Here is a 19,057-nt window from a genome sequence, read left to right on the forward strand (position 1 = left end):
CAGGGCGTGCTGCCGCCGGATGCCGTACCGTCGCGTCACAAGTACCGGGCTGGCGTACACGGATGGACGCCGCCCGGCGGTGCAGGCCGTGCACGGTCTGCACGGGCCTGTGAATGGACTTGGTGCCGGAGCGCGAGGAGTGACGGTGGGGCAGATCAGTATCAAGGCAGTGGCGGCGGCGCCGTTGGCGGTGGGGTTCGCCTACGTCGACGACCACCGCACAGTTCCCCAATGGATGTTCGGGGTCACCGAGTTCACGCCGCTCGGCGAGCAGGAGCACGGGCTGGGCGCCGAGTATGCGGCGACGATGGTGCTCGGCCCCAAGACGCTGCGCTCCAAGGTGCGGGTGACCGAATGGGAGCAGGACGCGCTCATCACCCTCGAGTCCTATGAGGGCATCCGCAACTCGTCGTCGTGGCGGTTCACCCCGGTCGACGACGGGCACGCCGAGCTGTCCGTGGTGTTCACCTACGACTTCGGCGGCGGGCTGGCGGGCAAGGCGCTCGCCAAGATCGTCGAGCCGTTCGTGCAGGCGGCGGTGGCGCAGACTGAGAAAGACCTGCGCCGCCTCGTCGAACAGCACTATCTTGCATTGCACGAGGGCTGAATCGCGACCGCACGCACGTCGCGCCGCGCCGAGGAGAGGGTGGGTATGCGTCGGGGAACGACGGTACTGGCGGCGGCGGTCGCGCTCGTCGGGGCGCTGCTGACCGGCGGCGCGGCGTCGGCGGCGCCCGCGCCTGCCCTGCCCGACGGATCGGCGGCGTCCGCGGCGGCGATCCCGCCGCAGTTCGCGCGGGTCCTGGCAGGCCAGCACGTGATCTACTCCTACTCGGGCCCCACCCCGCCGCCGGCGCTGTTCGACGCGGTGCGCGCGGGCGAGGCCGCGGGCGTCGTCTTCTTCTCCGACAACATCGTCTCGCTCGACCAGATCCGCGGCGTGGCGCAGGACCTGCAGGACGCGGCGATGATGAGCCCGATCCCGGTGCCGCTGCTCCTGCTCACCGACCAGGAGGGCGGTCAGGTGCGCCGGCTCCGGCTGCCGGGCGCGGACGGCCCGGCGGCCTCCGCGTCGCGGGTGGGAGCGGCGGCCGATCCCGCCGCGGCGGGATCGCGCACCGGCCACGAGGCGGCGTCGGCGCTGCGCACCGCCGGATTGAACGGCAACCTGGCCCCGGTGCTCGGGGTGCACCGGGCCCCGGGTGACTTCCTCGACGCCTACGGCCGCTCCTACAGCTCCGACCCGGCGGTGGTCGCGGCCGCGGCGGGCGCGTTCATCGGCGCACAGCAGGCCGACGGCATCGCCGCCACCGCCAAGCACTTCCCCGGGCTGGGGGCGGCGCCCGCGGGGGCGAACACCGATGAGGAGGCGGTGACGATCCCGCTGGACGCCGGAACGCTGCGCAACGTCGACGAGGCGCCGTACCGGGCCGCGATCGCCGCGGGCGTCGACATGGTCATGCCGTCGTGGGCGGTGTATCCCGCGCTGGATCCGGGCGCGCCGGCCGGGTTGTCGTCGGCGATCCTGCGCGGCGACCTGCGCGGAAACCTCGGATATCAGGGCGTGATCGTCAGCGACGCCATCGAGGCGGGCGCCCTGGCGGCCTTCGGCGACGCCGGCGACCGCAGCGTGGCCGCGCTGGCCGCGGGGCAGGACCTGGCACTGTGCTCGTCGCGCGACGCGGCACAGGGTGCGCAGGCCACCGGGGACCTCGCCGCGGCGATCACCGGTGGGCGGCTGAACCTCGGCGACGTGCTGGCGTCGACGGAGCGAGTGCTGGCGCTGCGCCTGTCGCTGCAGTGAGGCGGATCGGCCCGAATGCCACTGCTGCGGCGTGGCGCCTATCGCAGCGGCATCACCCTTTTCGCAACTGCGGCATCACCTTGTCCGCCACGAGCTCGAGGTGGTCGAGGTCGGTGAGGTCGAGCGTCTGCAGGTACATGCGGCCGGACCCCAGCTCGGCGTAGCGGCCGATCTTCTCGACCAGCTCGTCCGGGGTGCCGGCCAGGCCGTTGGTCCGCAGCTCGTCCACGTCGCGGCCGATGGCGGCGGCGCGTCGGGCGATCTGCGCCTCGTCCCGCCCGCAGCACAGCACCATGGCGTTGGAATAGGTGAGTGCGTCGGGGTCGCGACCGACGGACTCGCACGCCGCGCGCACCCGGTCGAACGCCGCCGCTGACGTCGCCGTGTCGACGAAGGGGATGTTGAACTCGTCGGCGTAGCGGGCGGCGAGTGCCGGCGTGCGCTTCTTGCCCATGCCGCCCATGATGATCGGCGGATGCGGGCGCTGCGCGGGCTTGGGCAGCGCGGGGGAATCGATGACCGGGTAGTGGTGCCCGGGCATGCTGAGCTTCTGGCCCTCGGGGGTGTCCCAGAGCCCGGTGATCACGCCGAGCGACTCCTCGAGCCGGTCGAAGCGCTCGCCCAACGGCGGGAACGGAATGCCGTACGCGGCGTGCTCCTCGGCGTACCAGCCCGCGCCGAGGCCCAGCTCCACGCGCCCGCCGCTCATCGTGTCCACCTGGGCGACGGAGATCGCCAGGGGGCCGGGATACCGGAAGGTGGCCGAGGTGACGAGGGTTCCCAGCCGGATGCGGGAGGTCTCGCGCGCCAGGCCTGCCAGCGTGATCCATGCGTCGGTGGGCCCGGGCCGCCCGTCGACGTTCATCGCCAGGTAATGGTCGGAGCGGAAGAACGCGCCGTAGCCGAAGTCCTCGGCGGCACGGGCGACGGCGAGCAGATCATCGTAGGTGGCGCCCTGCTGGGGCTCGGTGAACACGCGCAGTTCCATGGAGACAACTCTGCCATCCGCGCGGCCCCGGGGTGGCGGAGTGGCAGTGCTGTCGGGGGCGGGAACGGTGCGGCCCGCGAGCGGGTGGGCCCGGTGCGGGTCGGTGTGCAGTCCGCGATCCGATCCCGCGGGCCGGTGTCAATTCCGCGAGTGGGACTGCCTCGTGCGGCTTGTCCCCACGGGGGTTCTCGGGCGACCTGCTCGCGGCGGGCGGACGTGCTCGCAATCGGCGCCGCCGGGCGCCGTCCCCGAACCTGTGGACAACTGTGGACGGCGCAATCCACACCCTGTGGACGCTGGGGTGGAAAACCTGGTCACGCGCGGTCGGGTATCCCCAGACTGGGGATAAGTCTGTGCAAACTGTGGACAACGAGGTGGAAAAAGTGTGCCGCGTCACAGATTTCGCGCCGTTCGATTGTGAATAGTCCACAGTTCGGAACCGCGCGCAGAGCCGGTCGCAGTGCGCACTGCGCGGAGACTGCGACAATGGGGCCGTGATCTACGAGCATGCGATTCTGGACGTCGGGGATACGGGGGCCGGGTTCGAGGCGGCGTTCGCGAAGGCGAAGGTGCTGATCGCGCGGACGGAGGGGTTCCGGCGCATCACGATGTCGCGCTGCCACGAGACCCCCGGCCGCTACCTGATGCTGGTCGAGTGGGACAGCGTGGCCGCGCACCTGGAGAACTTCCGCGGGTCGGCCGACTTCGAGCGGTGGCGCGCGCTGATGAACCCCTTCTACACCGCGCCGCCGACGGTCGAGCATTTCACCCCCTTCGACGGTGCCGACGCGCCTGGACCGGTTGTCGGCGCACCGGACGCGTGACAGGATCGGCGAGGTGACAGACCCTTTCGAAACCATCGCCGCGGCCGAGCTGCCGGACCGGTTCGACGACGCGACCGTGCTGCTGGACGTGCGGGAACAAGACGAGTGGGATCAAGGTCACGCGGTGGGCGCCGTGCACATGCCTCTGGGCGAGGTGTCGGAGCGGCTCGACGAGGTGGACCCGGACGCCGAGGTGTACGTGGTGTGCAGGCAGGGCGGACGGGCCGTGCGCGTGTGCCAGTTCCTGAGCCAGTACGGGCGCGACGTGATCTTCGTGCGTGACGGCATGGTGGGCTGGCAGCAGTCGGGCCGGCCCACCGTGGCTGCGGACGGCAACGAGGGCAGCGTCTATTGAGCATGCCGGTGTTGTGTCAGCAGTGCACGCGGTGCGGGACGTTGTGGCCCGTCGCGGTGGGCGATGCCGGGCCGGTGCCCGCGCGCTGGTGCCCGCACTGCCAGGGCGACCTGTCGCGGCCGTTCACGCCCGCGCCGCAGCAGCCGCACCCGCAGCGGCATGCGCCATCACCGCAGCGGTCGCAGCAACCACGGCAGCAGTCGCCGCAGCCCCGGCCGCGTCCGGTCGTCTCCGGCACCGCCGCGCCGCGCCTGCGGGGCGCGGACGCGCCGTCGCCGGCCGGGCCGCCGCAGCGGCAGGCGCGGGCCGCGCTGCCGCGCGGATACCGCTGGGTGGCGCGGCCGCCGGCAAGGCCCGGGGCCGGGCGGCGTCCGCAGCGGCCGGACGCCGCCCGGCCGGGGCCCACGCCGTTCTACCGTGAAATCCCGCGGTGGGGGCTGCATCCGGCGCCGCCCGCACCGGAACCGGACCCGGACCTGAAGCGGCGCTCGGCCGCCGCGAGCGCCCGGTCGACGCTCACCGTCACCCTGGTGCTGTTCGTGCTGGCAGCGGCGGCGGAGGCGTTCCGCTACGGGCTCATGCTGCGCAACCGCAGCCATCTCGTGCACCAGACGACGGTCGCGATCTCGGATGCGACGGCCCTGGTGCTCGGCTACGCGGCGATGGTGTTCGTCGTCGCATCGGCCGTCACGTGCACCCGGTGGCTGATCCGCGCGCGTGCGCGGACGTTCGAGGCGGCCGGGGAAGCCGAGCCGCGGCGCACCCGGTGGATGGCGGCGGGGATGCTCGTCCCCGTCGTCAACCTGGTGTACCCGGGGGTGTTCCTCACCGAGCTGGCGGCGGCGCGCCGGCGGGCGGGGACTGACGACGACAGTGCCCGGGCGGACCGCGGGCCGGGGCTCGACGCGCTCCGGGGAGGCGGGCCCGCTCCGGTGCGGGCGGTGCGCGGCGCCTGGGCGACGGTGCGCGCGCACTACCGGGGCCTGCGCGACGGGGCGTCGCTGCGGACGCTGGTGCGCTTCTGGTGGGCGCTGTGGGTGCTGTGCAATGTCACGGCGGCCGCCGTGGCCGTGCAGCGGTGGGACCCGTCGGTGCAGGCGCGCGCCGACAACGTGGTCTACACCCTCTACGCCGACCTGCTCGCGATCGCCGCCGTCGTCGTCACTCGGATCGTCCTCGACCGGGTCGAGGGCCGCGAGCGCGCGCGCACGAAGACGCCGGCGCGGTGGGTGATGGACACGGCGGCCTTCCGAGGGGAGCCCGCCGAACAAGCCGAGGCTGCGCCCGCTGAGGCTGTCGACGCTGCGCCCGCCGAACCTGCCGGGGCGGGGGCGCCGCGATGACCGGCGGGTTGCCCCGCATCGTGGCCCACCGCGGCTCGTCGGCGCTGCGGGCCGAGCACACGTTGGCCGCCTACGAGCTGGCGCTGGAGCAGGGCGCGGACGGGCTCGAATGCGACGTGCGCCTGACCGTCGACGGCCACCTGGTGTGCATCCACGACCGCACGGTGGACCGCACCTCGGACGGTACCGGCGTGGTCAGCGAGATGACGATGCGCGAGTTCGACGCGCTGGATTTCGCGCAGGGGATCGGCGACCCGGAACGGGTGCTGGAGCTGTCCACGCTCATCGCGCTGGCGCTGGACCATGAGCGGCCGGTGAAGCTGTTCATCGAGACCAAGCATCCCGTGCGCTTCGGCGGGCTCGTCGAGGAGCGGGTGCTGCAGATGCTGGGCCGCTACGGGCTGGCGTCGCCCCCGTCGGCCACGCACGCGCGCGCCGTGGTCATGTCGTTCTCGCCGGCCGCGGTGTGGCGGGTGCGCCGGGCCGCGCCGCTGCTGCCGACGGTGCTGCTGGGCGACGCTTCCGGTTACCTGGGCGGGTCGGCGTCCACGACGGTGGGCGCGACCGCCGTCGGGCCGTCGATCAAGAGGCTGCGCGCCGACCCCGAGATCGTCGACCGCGCCGCGGCGGCGGGCCGGGCCACCTACTGTTGGACCGTCGACGAGCCCGACGACGTGGCGCTGTGCCGCGAACTGGGCGTCGACTGGATCGCCACCAACACGCCCGGCCGCGCCCGTCGCCTGCTGGAGTCCTGAGCCCGCGCGGCAGTCCCGTCCCGGCATCGCCGGTCGCGTAGTGTCGGGCCCCGTGGGTAAGAAGAGCAAGAGGAACAGCGGTCCGCGGACGGGAAGCCGCCGCGCCGAGCTGATGGAGAAGCGCCGCCTGGAACGCGAGCAGGCGCAGCAGGAGCCGGTGCGCCCGTTCGCCGGGCTGGCCTACGAGTGCGACCTGGTGGCGCTGCGCGAGTTCGTGCCGTCGGCCACCGCGGCGCTGCCCGTGCGCCCCGAGGTGGCGGCCGAGCATCCGATCACCCTCGCCACGGTGGTGCCGGGCGCGGCCGCGGCGGTGGTGCGCGAGGAGGCCGCCGCGTCCGGCGCAGAGGGCGCGGGGACGGCCGTGAACGCCCTCGTCGGCATGCAGGTGCAGTCGTCCTCCTACGACCTGGGCGCCGACCTGGCCGCGGCGGTGCTGTGGGCGGCGGGCGCCGAGGCGGGCGAGACGCTGCAGGTGGCGAACCCGACCGACACCACCCCGCCCGTCACCGAGGTGCTGCAACCCGACGCGCCGCTGGAGATCACGGTGCACAAGGATTTCGAGTGGTGGCTGGCAGGCGGGGCGGAGACCAACGCGCAGGTCAAGGCCGCCGTGGAGCAGGCCAATCAGCTGATGATGCCGAGTGAGCGTATCGACGGCGTCGACGCCGCCTGGTGGGTGGACGCCGGCGAGCGGGCCCACCTGCGCTGGGTGCGCCCCGAAGACGAAGACGCGCTGATGGCCGCGCTGGCCCGGGTGCACGCCGCGGGCGGGCTCACCCTGGGCGAGGGGTCTCGATTTGCGGGGACGTTCCGCGCGCACGGGCTGCTGGTGCCGGTGTTCGACCTGGACCTGGAGAAGCACCCGCTGGAGTGGCGCGACGCCACCCTGGAGCTGGGCGCGCGCCTGGACGAGGCCCTGGCCGACGACGGCCCGCTTTCCAGCGAGCAGCGCCGTTCACGCGACGGGCTGCGCGGCCGTCAGGTGACGATCCGGTAGGAAGCCGACCGGGGGCGGGGCTGCGGGGGAGATGACCCTTGCGGCCCCGCCTTTTCGTCGGCCCGCGCTCCTACCCGAACCCGTTCGCGGTGACGAGGTCGGCGGGCAGCTGCTTGTCCTCGGCGAGCAGCTGGAAGAACCGCTGTGCCCGGTCGCGATCCCAGAACAGCGCGTTGCCGGACGAGGTGTCCTCGAACCCGCCGATGGGCACCGTGGTGGTGACGGGCCCGGATTTGAGCGCCCACGCCAGTCGCGCCAGGTCCCAGATGTGGGTGCCCTCGTCGACGGTGAGCGACGAGACGCCGCGGTCCACCGTGTTCCACAGGCGCACCGGGTTGAGCCACGTCGTCGGCTTGGCCACGGTGGAGGCGAGCGTGTCGACGAACTGGCGCTGGTTGGCCATGCGGTCCAGGTCGGAGCCGGGCAGTGCGTAGCGTTCGCGCACGAAGTCCAGCGCCATGGCCCCGTCGTACTTCTGGCAGCCGGCGGGCAGCGAGATGTTGTGGGCCGGATCCTCCACCGCCTGGTCCAGGCACAGCTTCACCCCGCCGACGGCGTCGACCACCCCGGCGAACCCGCCGAAGCCGATCTCCGCGTAGTGGTCGATGCGCAGCCCCGTGGCGCCCTCCACCGTCTGCACCAGCAGCTGCGGCCCGCCGATCGCGAAGGCGGCGTTGATCTTGTCCCTGCCGTGGCCGGGGATGGGCACGTAGGAGTCGCGGGGGATCGACACCATGGTGGGTTTGCCGGAGTCGGCCACGTGCATGAGCACGATCGTGTCGGTGCGGCCGTCGCCCACGTCGCCGCCGGTGTTGAGGGTGGCCTGCTGGTCCTCGGTGAGCCCGTAGCGGCTGTCGGAGCCGGCGATGAGCCAGTTGGTGCCCGCCGTCTGGGCCACGCGTCCCGGGTAGCCGGGCAGCGCGTCGACGCGGTGCAGCGAGCGGTCCAGGTAGATCACCAGCCCGCCGAACGCCAGGATGAGGAGGAGCAGCGCGATGAGGATGCCGCGACCCCAGCGGAACCGGCGCTTGCGGCGCGGCTTGGGCGGCCGACGGCGCGGGTCAGGCTGCCCGTAGCGGTCGGGGCCGCCGGGCCTGCGCGGGGGAGGACCCTGCGGCGGCGGGCCCTGCTGCCGACTTCCGCGGCGACGGTAGCGGGGATCGTCGTCGACGAAGGGCTCGGGGGTCTGGGTGGGCGCGTACTGGATGCCGTCGTGACGGGCGCCCTGCCGGTTCTGCCGTGGTTGCCGGGGCTGCGGGGGCCGCTGCTGCGGCGCCTGCGGACGCTGCCGAGGATCCTGCGACCACGCCTGCGGGGGGCCGGGCTGCGGGCCGGGCGCCCCGTAATGGCGGGTCCGGTCGGCGTCGCGGCCCTGCGGGGGGCCGGGTCGGCGGCCCCGCGGCGGCGGAGGGGGATCGGCATTCACGACCGTCGACTTTACGCAAAGTTCCGCCGGCGCCGCGGTCGCGGCGGGCGCCCGGGCCCGCTCCCGCCGCCGAGCTGGTGGTTTCCCGGTACTCGGTCGGCGGTGGAGTCACGTCGTTCGGGCAGCGGAGAACCGCCGAGCCGGCGGGAGCGGAGACAGCGTGGCTACGCGCCGTCGTCCTCCCAACCGATGCAGGTGAGGATACGGTCCAGCGGCGTGCGGCCGGTGGGGACGGCGGATCGACCGTGCGGGGCGGCGGCGGGGAACCCCACCGCGAGCGCGTGCACGGCCTGCCACGGCGTCGGGGCTCCGCAGATGCGGGCGGCGCGGACGGTGTTGTCGTCGGGGAAGAACGTGGCCGGGCAGGACCCGATGCCCATCGCGTCCGCCGCCAGCACGACGGATTGGCAGAGGCGGCCCATGTCGAAGTCCGTGTCGCTTCCCGCCTCGGGATCGGAGAGGAGCACGATCACCGCCGGTGCGGTGCCCAGGTGGCCCGCGTATCGGCCGCATCGCGCGAGCCGGCGCTGCACCTCCCCGTCCGCCACTGCGACGAACCGCCAGGGTTGCCTGTTGCGCGCCGACCCGGTCCAGCGGGCGGCGTCGAGGATGCGCACGATCGTCGCCCGCGGCACGGGGGCGTCGCGGAAATGCCGGGTGGCGCGCTGGCCGGAGACGGCGTCGAGGAGGTCCACGGGGCCAGTCTCGCAGGAGGCGTCCGCGCGGTCAGTGCAGCCAGCCCAGGTGCGGGGCCAGCAGCGCGTAGCCGACGAAGGCGACGATGTCGATGAGCGCGTGCGCGATGATGAGCGGCACCAGCCGGCCCGTGCGTTGCCAGTACCGGCCGAAGACGAGCCCCATCGCGACATTGCCCAGCCCGCCGCCGATGCCCTGGTAGAGGTGGTAGCTGCCGCGCAGCAGGGCCGACGCCGCGAGCGCCGCGTTGGGCGACCAGCCCAGGCGCCGCAGCCGGGTGAGCAGGTAGCCCACCACCAGGGTCTCCTCGGCGACGGCGTTGGCCACGGCCCACAGCACGAGCACGGGGATGCGCCACCAGTGGTCGTCCAGGGTGGTGGGGACCACCTCGACATTGAGCCCCAGCGCCCGGGCCGCCAGGTACAGGCCCAGCCCGGGCAGTCCGATCAGCGCGGCCAGCCCGATGCCGTGCGCGCACTCGCGTACCCGCGGGGGCACGAGGCCGGCCAGGCGGGGGCCGACGCCGCTGCGCCACAGCAGGTACATCGCCAGACCGGCGGTGGCGACGAGCCGGGCGATGCCGAGCAGCTGGTAGCCCAGGTCGATGAGCCCGTTCTGCGCCCGCGAGGTGTTGAGCGCCACCGCCTGGCCGCCGATCCCGCCGGGCGACAGCGCGCTCTGCGCCAGCGAGAGGATCGCGGAGATGCCGCTGTAGCCGAAGGTGATGAGCAGCAGGAAGGCGATTTCGAGCCAGATGATGCGGCGGGCGCGCCGGTCGGTCTGCGCGGGCACGTCGACCGCCGGGGCGGAGGGGCGCAGCCAGTCGCGGATCACGCCTGCCACGCTAGCGGCCCGCGGGCGGTTCAGCGCACGGCGGTGATCTCCACCGGGTGCGGACAGCGGGCGAGGGCGCGGACGGCGCGGCCGAGTTCCATCGGGTCGTGCACGGTGCGGTTGAAGGGCATGCGCACGTCGGTGGTGCCGGAGTCGTCGGCCAGCACCTCGGCGACGCGCAGGGTGATGCCGTGGCTGTCGATGGCCAGCGGGCGCACGCGGTTGCCGCGCAGCTCCGGCGGGAGGCGCCGGGCGAGCCCGGCGAGGATGTCGCCGTGCGCGAGCTCCATGTGAGTGAGCCAGGCGTCCTCCATGAGGCAGAACGGGTCGGCGCGCGCGGTGCACAGCTCCACCGGGTCGACCACCTCGATGCCGTGGGTGTCCGCGAGGACGGCGCTCGTGGGCCACAGGACGGACAGGACGGCGCTGTGGCCCAGGTCCAGCAGGCCCTCGTGGGGGCGGGATTCGGCGATCTCCACGGCGAGCCTGCGTTGCGCGGACGGGGAGAGCCGCTCGAGGTAGCCGGCCAGCCAGGTGACCGAGCGGACGGGCCTGTCGGCGCCGAGCACCAGGTGGTCGGTGATCTCGAGGACCCCGGTGGGCATGGAGTCGCCGCCGCTGTGCTCGGCGGCCGTGCCGGGCAGCAGGAGGGCCAGGGCGCCGGTGTCCAGCGGGTGCTGCAGCGTGGGCTGGGTGAGCGACTCGGTGTCGTTGCCGCATTCGCCGCCCTCGCCGTCGAGGGCCAGGGTGGTCAGGCCGGGGCGGACGAGCGCGCTGCAGATGGTCTCGGCCGCCGTGGGTGCTGCCTGCATGAGGTCTCCTTCGCCATCACCAATGAGGATAGGTAACCCTAACCTAAGAGTGCGGCCTGCGTCACCCTTGAATCCCGGATGCGCCGCGCGGGCCTACGGTGGAGCCGTGGAACTCCCGCTCACCCCGTCGGACGGCGCACAGCGCAAACCCAGGATGCCCCCGCCCTTGCGGCCGCCGCGCGAGCACGCCCGCAGGCCGCTGGCCGCCCGGCTCCTCGTCGGGCGCACACCGGGCGGTTCCGCGGAACCGCACGACGGCCGCGATGAGGCAGCCGGCCTTGTCGGTCCGGCGCACGTCCGCGCGTCGGACCTCGAGCGGGTCGTTGCCGGGGAGACGGGCGCCCCGGTGTTCGCGGCACTCGACGTGCCGCCGGAGCGGCTGTCCGCGGAGCCGCCGGTCCCGGTGGTGCGGTACCTGCTGGACGTCTCGGCGGACGAGCTCGATGAGGCGCTGGAGCTCGACGCGCCCGGCCCCGTCGCGATGCGCGTGCGCGGCGGCGGTGGCGACGGGGGGATCACCGTGCGCGAGTGCGCGGAACGGGCGGTGGCGGCGGGCCGGTCGCTGGTGCTGCCCGTGGACGCGGGGGCGGGGGACGTCGCCGACTTCCAGTCGAGCTTCGTGCACTCGGACGCCGGATACCTCGCGGAGGTCGATGACGCGGCGGGCGTGGTGCGGGTGCTCGCGTGCGCGGTGGCCGGGATCAGCGGCGGCGACGTGCGCGCGGCGTTCGATCGGCCCGACGTCGACTACCTGTTGTCGCTGAGCGACATGGCAGCCGACGCCGTGCGTGGGCTGCTGCTGGGCGTGCTGGTGCCCGACCCCCGCACCGTGGCGGAGGAGCTGGCCGCCCTGGGCTTCGGCGCGCAGGGGGCCGCGGAGGAGGTGCCGGACTGGTACTCGTGATCCGCGCGCACGGCAGCGCGCGTCAGCGGTCGTAGAACCCGGGCGAGGCGTCGACGCGCAGCCGGGTGAGCGCGCGGTAGCTGATCAGCCAGCGGCCGCCCACCTTCCGGTACTCCTCGTGGTAGTGGCCGTAGCCGTGCAGCCACTCTTCGGTGTCCTCGTCCGCGGAGCCGGACCCCGGGCGCGTCCACCACAGCCGGTCCTCCATGGCCCACACGCCGCGGGCGGTGGTGTCGGAGGTCAGCTCGATCTCCGGGGTGTGCGCGTGGTGGACGCTGGTGACGGGGCGCTCGCCGTCGAGCGTCGCCCGGATCGCCTCCGTCAACGCCGCCCCGCCGGTGACGGGGGCGGCGCCGTTCCCGTCGGCCGCGGCATCGGAGCCGGACGACGGCTGGGCGGCGCCCTGGCTGCGCCACGAGTCGCTCACCACGTCGTCGGTGTGGAATGAGGCGTAGCCGTCCCAGTTCTTGGTGTCCATGCAGCGCAGGCGTCCGGCGAAGGTGCGCTTGATCTCCTCGACGGCGAGGAGCTGTTCTGCGGGGGAGAGCGTGAGACTGGCTGTGGTCATGCGGCGTCCTTACGAGTCATGCAGTGTCCTTAGAGGTCATACGGGGGCACTGGGCCGTCCATCCTGGTCACCGCCGACGCTCACACCCCGGGCCCGCCGCCACAACGGCCGGTGCCGCCAGCCGGGACGCCGCTACCGCACCGTGAGCACCTGCTTGCCCACCGCCGTCCGGTTCTCCATCGCGGCCAAGGCCTGCCCGGCGTCGTCGAGCGGGTAGGTGGCGCCGATGATGGGGTCCAAGGTGCCGGCCTCCATGAGCGGCAGCAGGTCACGCCACTGCTCCTGCAGGTAGCCGCGGTTGGCCAGCCAGAACTCGCCCCAGCCGACGCCCACCACCGAGGTGTTGTGCAGCAGCAGCCGGTTGACCTTGACGGTGGGGATCTCGCCGCCGGTGAAGCCGATGACCAGCAGCCGGCCCTCGCGGGACAGGCTGCGCAGCGAGTCGGTGAACCGGCTGCCGCCCACCGGGTCCACCACCACATCCACGCCGCGGTGGTCGGTGATCTTGTTGGCGGCCACCAGGAACCCGTCGGCGGGCACGATCTCATCCGCCCCGGCCCGGCGGGCCAGGTCCGCCTTGGCACCGTCGGAGGTGACGCCGATGACCTCCGCGCCCAGCGCCTTGGCCAGCTGGGTGGCCGCGGTGCCGACGCCGCCGCCGGCGCCGTGCACCAGGACGATCTCGCCGGACTGCAGGCGGCCACGCCGGGTGAGGGCGAAGTGCACGGTGAGCAGGTTCATCGGCACCGCCGCGCCCTGCTCGAACGAGTAGTGCTCCGGCAGCGGGAACACCTGCGCGGGGTCCGCCGCCACCGACTCGGCGAACCCTCCGAAGCCGGGAAACGCGGCCACCCTGTCGCCCTCGGCGAAGCCGCTGCCCTCCGGGGCCGAGCGCACCACGCCCGCCACCTCCGCGCCGGGGATGAACGGCGTGGGCATCTTGATCTGGTACTGGCCGCGGGTCTGCAGCACGTCCGGGAACGTCACCCCGGCGGCGTGCACGTCGATGAGCACGTGGGTGCCGGCGGCCGGTTCGGGGACGTCGTGCACCTCGACCGCCGACGGACCGTCGAGCCGGGTGACCTGTACCGCGCGCATTGGCGCTCCTCTCACGAGTGGGGCGTGCAATGGTGCGGATGCACCGGGGGTTCCTCTGCGGCTCAACCCTATGCCCGCGGGCGGCCCGGCGGCGCGGATTTCGTTAGTGTGCTGTACGTGGAGCGCAGTGGACTTGACCCCGGTGGAATCGGCGGATCGCGGCCGGAGCGGGTCGCCTACTTCGGGCCGTCGGGCACGTTCACCGAGGCGGCACTGAGCCGGTTCGAGGACGAGGGCCGGCTGACCGAGCTGGGCGCGCCGGGGCCGGTGGAACGCCTGGCGGCGGACAGCCAGCGCGCGGCGCTGGACATGGTGCGCTCGGGTGCGGCCGACCTGGCGTGCGTGCCCATCGAGAGCTCCATCGACGGACCGGTGCTGCCCACCCTGGACCCGCTCGCCGAGGGCACACGGCTGCAGATCTTCGCGGAGACTGAGCTGGACATCGCCTTCACCATCGTCGCGTCCCCGGGCATGACGGTGGAGGCCGTGCAGACCGTCGGCGCGTATCCGGTGGCGGCGGCGCAGGTGCGGCAGTGGCTGGCGGCACGGATGCCGCACGCGCGCGTCGTCCCCGCGTCCTCCAATGCGGGCGCCGCTGAGGACGTCGCCGCCGGGACGGTGGACGCGGGCGTGTCGACGGCGCTGGCCGGCGCGCGACTGGGGCTACAGACGTTGGCCGACGGCGTCGTGGACGTGGAGGGAGCGCGCACGCGGTTCGTACTGGTGGGCCGGCCGGGGCCGACGCCGCCGCGCACCGGCGCCGACCGGACCGGCGTGTTCCTCTATCTGCCCAACGAGCCGGGGTCGCTGGCGCAGGCGCTCATGCAGTTCTCCATCCGCGGGGTGGACCTCACGCGCATCGCCTCGCGGCCGACGCGCTCGGGGCTGGGCAACTACTACTTCCAGCTGGACTGCACCGGACACATCGACGACACCCCCGTGGCCGAGGTGCTCAAGGCGCTGCACCGCACCACCGCCGAGGTGCGGTATCTGGGATCGTGGCCGGCATCGCACACCGAGGGCACGCCGCCGCCGGCCGATCGTGAGACGGTGGACTGGTTGGAGCGGATGCGGCAGGGACGGGAGGCGACATGAGCGGGCGGCTCATCCTGGTGCGCCACGGGCAGACGGTGGCCAATGTCGCGAAGAAGCTCGACACGCTGCCGCCAGGGGCGCCGCTGACCGCGGCCGGCGAGCAGCAGGCGCTGGCGCTGGCCGAGCGGTTCGGCAGCGGCGGGCGGCCTGCGGTGCTCGTGTCGTCGGTGGCGTTGCGGGCACGGCAGACGGCGACGCCCGTGTCCGAGACCGTCGACCGCGGGCTGGAGGTGGTCGAGGGGCTGCACGAGGTGCAGGCCGGCGACCTCGAGGGCCGCTCCGACGAGGACGCGCACAAGGTGTTCATGGGCGTGTTCCGCAGCTGGTACAAGGGCGACCTGGACGAGCGCATCCCCGGCGGGGAGAGCGGGCACGACGCGCTGGGACGGTACCTGCCGCAGCTGGACGAGCTGCGGGCCGCGCACCTGGGCAGGACGGACGCCGGCGCCTCTGGGGACATCGTGGTGGTGAGCCACGGCGCGATCATCCGCCTGGCCGTGACGGCGATGAGCGACGTGGATCCGGCCTTCGCCGTCACCAACCACCTGGACAACACCGACGCCGTGGTGCTGGCGCCCACGCCCGACGGCGGCTGGCGGCTCGAACAGTGGGGCGACAAGCTGCCGCCGTTCGAAGGGCCGTCGCGGGGCGGGGCCGACGACCCGATGGGGTGAGGGGCGGTCAGGACGGCGTCGACATCGGGCGTCGCTCAGGTGGCGAGGTTGAACAGCGGTATCGCGACCGCTACCGCGATGGGGATGAGCACCGCGTGATTCAGCCACGTATTCAGCAGCACGACGGCGACACATACTTGCGCCTCCGGCGGGAGCCCGGGCAGGTCGGCCGTGAGCGTTGAACGACCGACGCCGGTGACCCGGATCGTGCTCGTGGAGCCGCGCGTCGCAGTGGGATGGCCCACCAGGGTCTGATCGTCGACGCGTGTGTGGCTCTGCTGCCAGAATCCGGTGCGCCGGAAGCGGAAGACCCGCCCATCCGCGCTGGTGACGGTCCAGTTCTTGCGGCCGACGTGCTCCGCCGTGGCCAGTTCGCGATCGCCGTCGAGGAGAGTCTGCCGCGAACCGGTGATAGACGAGCGCAGGTGTAGCTCACGGCCGGCGACCGTCACCGCGCCGGCGTTGCCCCAGGCGCTCGCGCGGTAGTAGGCGGGCCCGGGCGCGCCGTAGTCGATCTCGTGGCGCATGCCCCAGGAATCGGTCTGCGTCGTCACCAGCATGGGGTCACGGTAGCTGGTGACGTGCGAAGTGGCAGGGAGCAGATTGCCTAATGTATTGAGGTACGGCATAAGGCGGCGGTCGAACATCTGTACGTAATGGGATGTGAATGTGGCGCGGAATGCGTCGCGGCAACATTGTTGTCGGCGCCATGTGCTGAGATGTCTCCATGACTGGCGACCTTGACGCTGAACTTGCAGCGGGTGTGTATGAGACGATTCGTACCCGCGGGCTCGATGAGCGCCTGGCTTCCATTCCGCTGCGGGCGGAGTTTCGCGACGTTGGCGCTGCAGAAGTTCCGCATGTGGTGGGGGAGTACATCGGACGTGCCGTCACGCGGGCACTGGCGAATACCAAACCGGCCGACCGGAAGGCCTTCGCCAACCTCGTCGTTTCGACGCTCTCGCTCAGCGAGGGAGCCGAAGCGGAGACTGCTCAAATTAGCGAGCTTGCGCAGCTAGTGTCGCTGGCGCCGCAGGGCATGGACGCTCATCCACATCCGCAGACGCCGCTCTCGGACGTCGCACTGCTGACAAATGCCGAAGGCGAGCCGGCGCTGGCCAACGAGATCTCCAGCGAGCTTGCGAGTGCCGATCGGGTCGACCTGCTTTGCGCATTCGTCCGGTTCACTGGCATCCGCGTGCTCGATCCAGGGCTGCGTGCGCGCCAGGAGCGTGGCGTGCCGCTGCGCGTCATCACCACCACCTACGTCGGTGCCACTGAGCGAAGAGCGCTGGACGTCCTCGTCCGCGAGTATGGAGCGCAGGTAAAAGTCCGGTACGAGGATGCGCGCACCCGGTTGCACGCCAAGGCGTGGCTCTTCCGCCGTGACAGCGGATTCGATACCGGCTACGTGGGCAGCTCCAATCTCTCGCGGTCGGCCATGCTCGACGGGCTGGAGTGGAACGTCCGCATCTCCGGCGTCAGCACACCCAACCTGGTGCGCAAGTTCGAGGCGACATTCGATACCTACTGGAACGACCCTGCCTTCATCACCTACGACCCTGACACCGACGCCGAACGACTCGATGAGGCCCTTGCCCGTGGGCGCGGGGAGAGCGGCGGTCCGCGGTCGGTAGTTCTCTCTGGGCTGGAGCTGCGGCCGCGTCCATTCCAGCTTCGCATTCTCGAGGCGCTGCGCGCCGAGCGAGAGGTGCACGATCGGCATCGCAACCTCATCGTCGCTGCCACCGGCACGGGCAAGACGGTTGTCGCCGCCATCGACTATCGCGACATGTGCGGCGCGCAGGCGAAGCGTCCTTCGCTGCTGTTTGTCGCGCACCGCAAGGAGATCCTCGAGCAAGCGCTCCGGGTGTACCGAGAGGCCCTGAACGACGGGAGCTTCGGGGAGCTACTTGTGGATGGGCTGCAGCCCACTCGGTGGCGGCACGTGTTCGCGAGCATTCAGTCGCTTCGCGCGGTGTTGCCCGGTTGGCCGGTCGAGAAGTTCGACGTCGTGGTGGTAGACGAGTTTCACCATGCCGAGGCAGCGACCTATCGGGCGCTGCTCGATCATCTGCAGCCCGTGGAGCTTCTTGGCCTTACCGCCACGCCCGAGCGAGCCGACGGCGTCAACGTGATGGATCGGTTCGGGGGCAGGGCCGCGTTTGAGCTCCGCTTGTGGGATGCGCTGCGCGAGGGCTTGCTTTGTCCGTTCCACTACTTCGGCGTCGCTGACAACACCGACCTGCGGCACGTGCGGTGGCGTCGCGGTGGGTACGACCTGTCCGAACTCGGCGACCTGTACACGGGTGACGATGCCCGCGTACGTCTGGTCATCGCGGCGTTGCAGAAGCGAGTGACCGATCCTCAGCGCATGAGTGCTCTCGGTTTTTGTGTCTCTGTGGAGCACGCGGAGTTCATGGCCAAGGCCTTTACCTCGCGCGGGATCGCTGCGCAGGCGCTGTCGGGATCGACACCGCGCGCTGCACGCGCGGAGGCGTTGGCCGACCTGCGCGATGGGAGGGTGCAATGCCTGTTCGCGGTGGATCTGTTCAACGAAGGGCTAGACCTTCCCGACGTCGACACGCTGCTCATGCTGCGGCCTACCGAGTCGGCGACGGTGTTCCTTCAGCAGCTCGGCCGCGGTCTGCGGCTGACGCCGCGCAAGCCCGTGCTCACCGTTCTTGACTTCATCGGGCAGCCGCACGACGGCTTCCGGTTCGATGGCAAGTTCCGGGCGCTTACCGGGAGCGGACGCACCGCGCTGGTCAAGCAGGCCGAGGAGGGCTTCCCGTTCCTCCCCAGCGGGTGCAGCATCGTGCTCGACAGAGTCGCGCAGGAAACGGTACTGACGAATCTCAAGCAGTCGCTGCGGCTGACCAGTAAGCAGCTCATCGCGGATGTGCGATCGCACGGCACGGCCCAGCTGGGGGAGTTCCTCGCGGAATCGGGGCATGAGCTTCCCGCGGTGTATCCCAAGTACACGTGGACCGATCTGACGCGCGGCGCGAACCTCAATGAGATTCCGACAGGCCCGGGCGAGAAGGCGCTGCTCGCGCGGATCAAGGCGTTCACGCACGTAGATGATCGCGAGCGCGCCGACGCCTACCGCGCGATCGCATCCGTGTCTGGGCCGCGGTATAACGAGCTCACGCCTCGCGAGCAGGCATACGCGCGGATGCTGATCTTCACGCTGTTCCCACGTCTTGACGGGATCACCACCTACGACGCCGCGGTGAGCAAGCTGCGGGCGTGCCCGGCCGTCTGTGCCGAGATCGACCAGATCATCGCGGTGAGCTTCGATCTAGCCAACCATGTTCCGGAACCGTTGCGGGCGATGGAGCTGCGCAGTGTGCCGCTGTACAGCCACGCGAGCTATCGACGCGAGGAGATCCTTGCCGCGATCGGCTGGGCGTCGCTCGAGCGCAAGGCGTATGGGCACGCCGCCGGGGTGGTCTGGGCGCCCGAGAGTGCGATCGACGCTCTGTTCGTCACCGTCCACAAGGACGAGGGGCGGTTTAGCCCGACGACGATGTACCGGGACTTCCCAATGTCGCGCGAACTGTTCCACTGGGAATCGCAGAACTCGGCGTCACCCACAACGAAGACGGGCCGGCGATACCTAGACCAGCGCGAGACGGGCAGCAATGTCTTGCTCTTTACTCGCGATCACAACAGCGACGAACTGGGGTCAGCTCCCTACATGCTCCTGGGCGACGTCGACTACGTCGACCATCGCGGCGAGCGGCCGATCGCGATCACGTGGAAGCTGCGCCGGCCGATGCCGGAGGCGGTGTACCAGGCGGGGGCTGTGGTGGGGGAGTAGAGAAGTCAGACTCTTCAACATTCAAGAACCGTCGGTCGATCCAGCTGGCGGACGTACA

19 protein-coding genes are annotated in these 19,057 nt (G+C 72.0%); 11 read left to right on the forward strand and 8 right to left on the reverse strand.

The window, feature by feature from the left end; genetic code table 11:
- Nucleotides 1–145: 145 nt before the first annotated feature.
- On the forward strand, nucleotides 146–607 hold the full coding sequence (locus tag H4F70_RS02545) for an SRPBCC family protein (protein ID WP_235681298.1): 462 nt from the start codon (nucleotides 146–148) through the stop codon (nucleotides 605–607).
- Nucleotides 608–652: 45 nt separating this feature from the next.
- Nucleotides 653–1,804: a glycoside hydrolase family 3 N-terminal domain-containing protein gene (locus tag H4F70_RS02550; RefSeq protein WP_182358924.1), complete on the forward strand. Its 1,152-nt coding sequence runs from the start codon at nucleotides 653–655 to the stop codon at nucleotides 1,802–1,804.
- A gap of 52 nt (nucleotides 1,805–1,856) precedes the next feature.
- Here the strand turns inward: H4F70_RS02550 and H4F70_RS02555 are convergent, their stop codons facing one another.
- Entirely contained in the window at nucleotides 1,857–2,792 is a 936-nt protein-coding gene (locus tag H4F70_RS02555) for an LLM class F420-dependent oxidoreductase (RefSeq protein WP_182358925.1), read from the reverse strand.
- Between the two features lie 494 nt (nucleotides 2,793–3,286).
- On the opposite strand from H4F70_RS02555, the gene H4F70_RS02560 reads away from it, so the two are divergent.
- The 5 genes from H4F70_RS02560 to H4F70_RS02580 are packed head-to-tail and all read left to right on the forward strand — an operon-like array spanning nucleotide 3,287 to nucleotide 7,066.
- A complete protein-coding gene (locus H4F70_RS02560; RefSeq protein ID WP_182358926.1) occupies nucleotides 3,287–3,616 on the forward strand; it encodes an antibiotic biosynthesis monooxygenase family protein in 330 nt (109 codons plus the stop codon).
- 13 nt (nucleotides 3,617–3,629) lie between these two features.
- The gene (locus tag H4F70_RS02565) at nucleotides 3,630–3,971 is read left to right on the forward strand and encodes a rhodanese-like domain-containing protein (protein WP_235681299.1); all 342 of its coding nucleotides are present in this window, start codon (nucleotides 3,630–3,632) and stop codon (nucleotides 3,969–3,971) included.
- Nucleotides 3,972–3,973: 2 nt separating this feature from the next.
- Nucleotides 3,974–5,314 (forward strand): DUF4328 domain-containing protein, encoded by a 1,341-nt coding sequence (locus tag H4F70_RS02570; protein ID WP_235681463.1) that lies wholly within the window; start codon nucleotides 3,974–3,976, stop codon nucleotides 5,312–5,314.
- Nucleotides 5,311–6,069 carry a glycerophosphodiester phosphodiesterase gene (locus tag H4F70_RS02575; protein ID WP_182358928.1) on the forward strand — a complete coding sequence of 253 codons (759 nt, stop codon included), beginning with the start codon at nucleotides 5,311–5,313 and terminating at the stop codon, nucleotides 6,067–6,069. Before H4F70_RS02570 ends, H4F70_RS02575 begins: the two co-directional genes overlap by 4 nt.
- A 52-nt stretch (nucleotides 6,070–6,121) precedes the next feature.
- On the forward strand, nucleotides 6,122–7,066 hold the full coding sequence (locus tag H4F70_RS02580) for a DUF5926 family protein (protein WP_182358929.1): 945 nt from the start codon (nucleotides 6,122–6,124) through the stop codon (nucleotides 7,064–7,066).
- Between the two features lie 70 nt (nucleotides 7,067–7,136).
- Here the strand turns inward: H4F70_RS02580 and H4F70_RS02585 are convergent, their stop codons facing one another.
- From H4F70_RS02585 to H4F70_RS02600, 4 genes are all read right to left on the reverse strand, one after another.
- Nucleotides 7,137–8,492: an LCP family protein gene (locus H4F70_RS02585; protein WP_182358930.1), complete on the reverse strand. Its 1,356-nt coding sequence runs from the start codon at nucleotides 8,490–8,492 to the stop codon at nucleotides 7,137–7,139.
- Between the two features lie 164 nt (nucleotides 8,493–8,656).
- Nucleotides 8,657–9,187 (reverse strand): nitroreductase family protein, encoded by a 531-nt coding sequence (locus tag H4F70_RS02590; protein WP_182358931.1) that lies wholly within the window; start codon nucleotides 9,185–9,187, stop codon nucleotides 8,657–8,659.
- A 31-nt stretch (nucleotides 9,188–9,218) separates the two neighbouring features.
- Nucleotides 9,219–10,022: a CPBP family intramembrane glutamic endopeptidase gene (locus H4F70_RS02595; protein WP_372497604.1), complete on the reverse strand. Its 804-nt coding sequence runs from the start codon at nucleotides 10,020–10,022 to the stop codon at nucleotides 9,219–9,221.
- A gap of 29 nt (nucleotides 10,023–10,051) precedes the next feature.
- Nucleotides 10,052–10,834 carry a DUF2470 domain-containing protein gene (locus H4F70_RS02600; protein ID WP_182358932.1) on the reverse strand — a complete coding sequence of 261 codons (783 nt, stop codon included), beginning with the start codon at nucleotides 10,832–10,834 and terminating at the stop codon, nucleotides 10,052–10,054.
- 106 nt (nucleotides 10,835–10,940) lie between these two features.
- On the opposite strand from H4F70_RS02600, the gene H4F70_RS02605 reads away from it, so the two are divergent.
- Nucleotides 10,941–11,738, forward strand: a complete 798-nt coding sequence (locus tag H4F70_RS02605; RefSeq protein ID WP_182358933.1) for a hypothetical protein — start codon at nucleotides 10,941–10,943, stop codon at nucleotides 11,736–11,738.
- Between the two features lie 22 nt (nucleotides 11,739–11,760).
- Here the strand turns inward: H4F70_RS02605 and H4F70_RS02610 are convergent, their stop codons facing one another.
- On the reverse strand, nucleotides 11,761–12,306 hold the full coding sequence (locus tag H4F70_RS02610; RefSeq protein WP_182358934.1) for a nuclear transport factor 2 family protein: 546 nt from the start codon (nucleotides 12,304–12,306) through the stop codon (nucleotides 11,761–11,763).
- A gap of 132 nt (nucleotides 12,307–12,438) precedes the next feature.
- Complete coding sequence (locus H4F70_RS02615; protein WP_182358935.1) at nucleotides 12,439–13,404, reverse strand: NADPH:quinone oxidoreductase family protein; 966 nt, start codon at nucleotides 13,402–13,404, stop codon at nucleotides 12,439–12,441.
- 117 nt (nucleotides 13,405–13,521) lie between these two features.
- On the opposite strand from H4F70_RS02615, the gene pheA reads away from it, so the two are divergent.
- Both pheA and H4F70_RS02625 read left to right on the forward strand, forming a co-directional pair.
- Nucleotides 13,522–14,499, forward strand: a complete 978-nt coding sequence (gene pheA / locus H4F70_RS02620; protein WP_235681300.1) for a prephenate dehydratase — start codon at nucleotides 13,522–13,524, stop codon at nucleotides 14,497–14,499.
- Nucleotides 14,496–15,173: a histidine phosphatase family protein gene (locus H4F70_RS02625; protein ID WP_182358936.1), complete on the forward strand. Its 678-nt coding sequence runs from the start codon at nucleotides 14,496–14,498 to the stop codon at nucleotides 15,171–15,173. Before pheA ends, H4F70_RS02625 begins: the two co-directional genes overlap by 4 nt.
- Before the next feature lie 35 nt (nucleotides 15,174–15,208).
- Here the strand turns inward: H4F70_RS02625 and H4F70_RS02630 are convergent, their stop codons facing one another.
- On the reverse strand, nucleotides 15,209–15,733 hold the full coding sequence (locus tag H4F70_RS02630) for a hypothetical protein (protein WP_182358937.1): 525 nt from the start codon (nucleotides 15,731–15,733) through the stop codon (nucleotides 15,209–15,211).
- Between the two features lie 167 nt (nucleotides 15,734–15,900).
- On the opposite strand from H4F70_RS02630, the gene H4F70_RS02635 reads away from it, so the two are divergent.
- A complete protein-coding gene (locus tag H4F70_RS02635) occupies nucleotides 15,901–18,999 on the forward strand; it encodes a DEAD/DEAH box helicase (RefSeq protein WP_182358938.1) in 3,099 nt (1,032 codons plus the stop codon).
- Nucleotides 19,000–19,057: the final 58 nt, after the last annotated feature.

Source organism: Tomitella gaofuii, assembly GCF_014126825.1.
Classification (GTDB): Bacteria; Actinomycetota; Actinomycetes; order Mycobacteriales; family Mycobacteriaceae; genus Tomitella; species Tomitella gaofuii.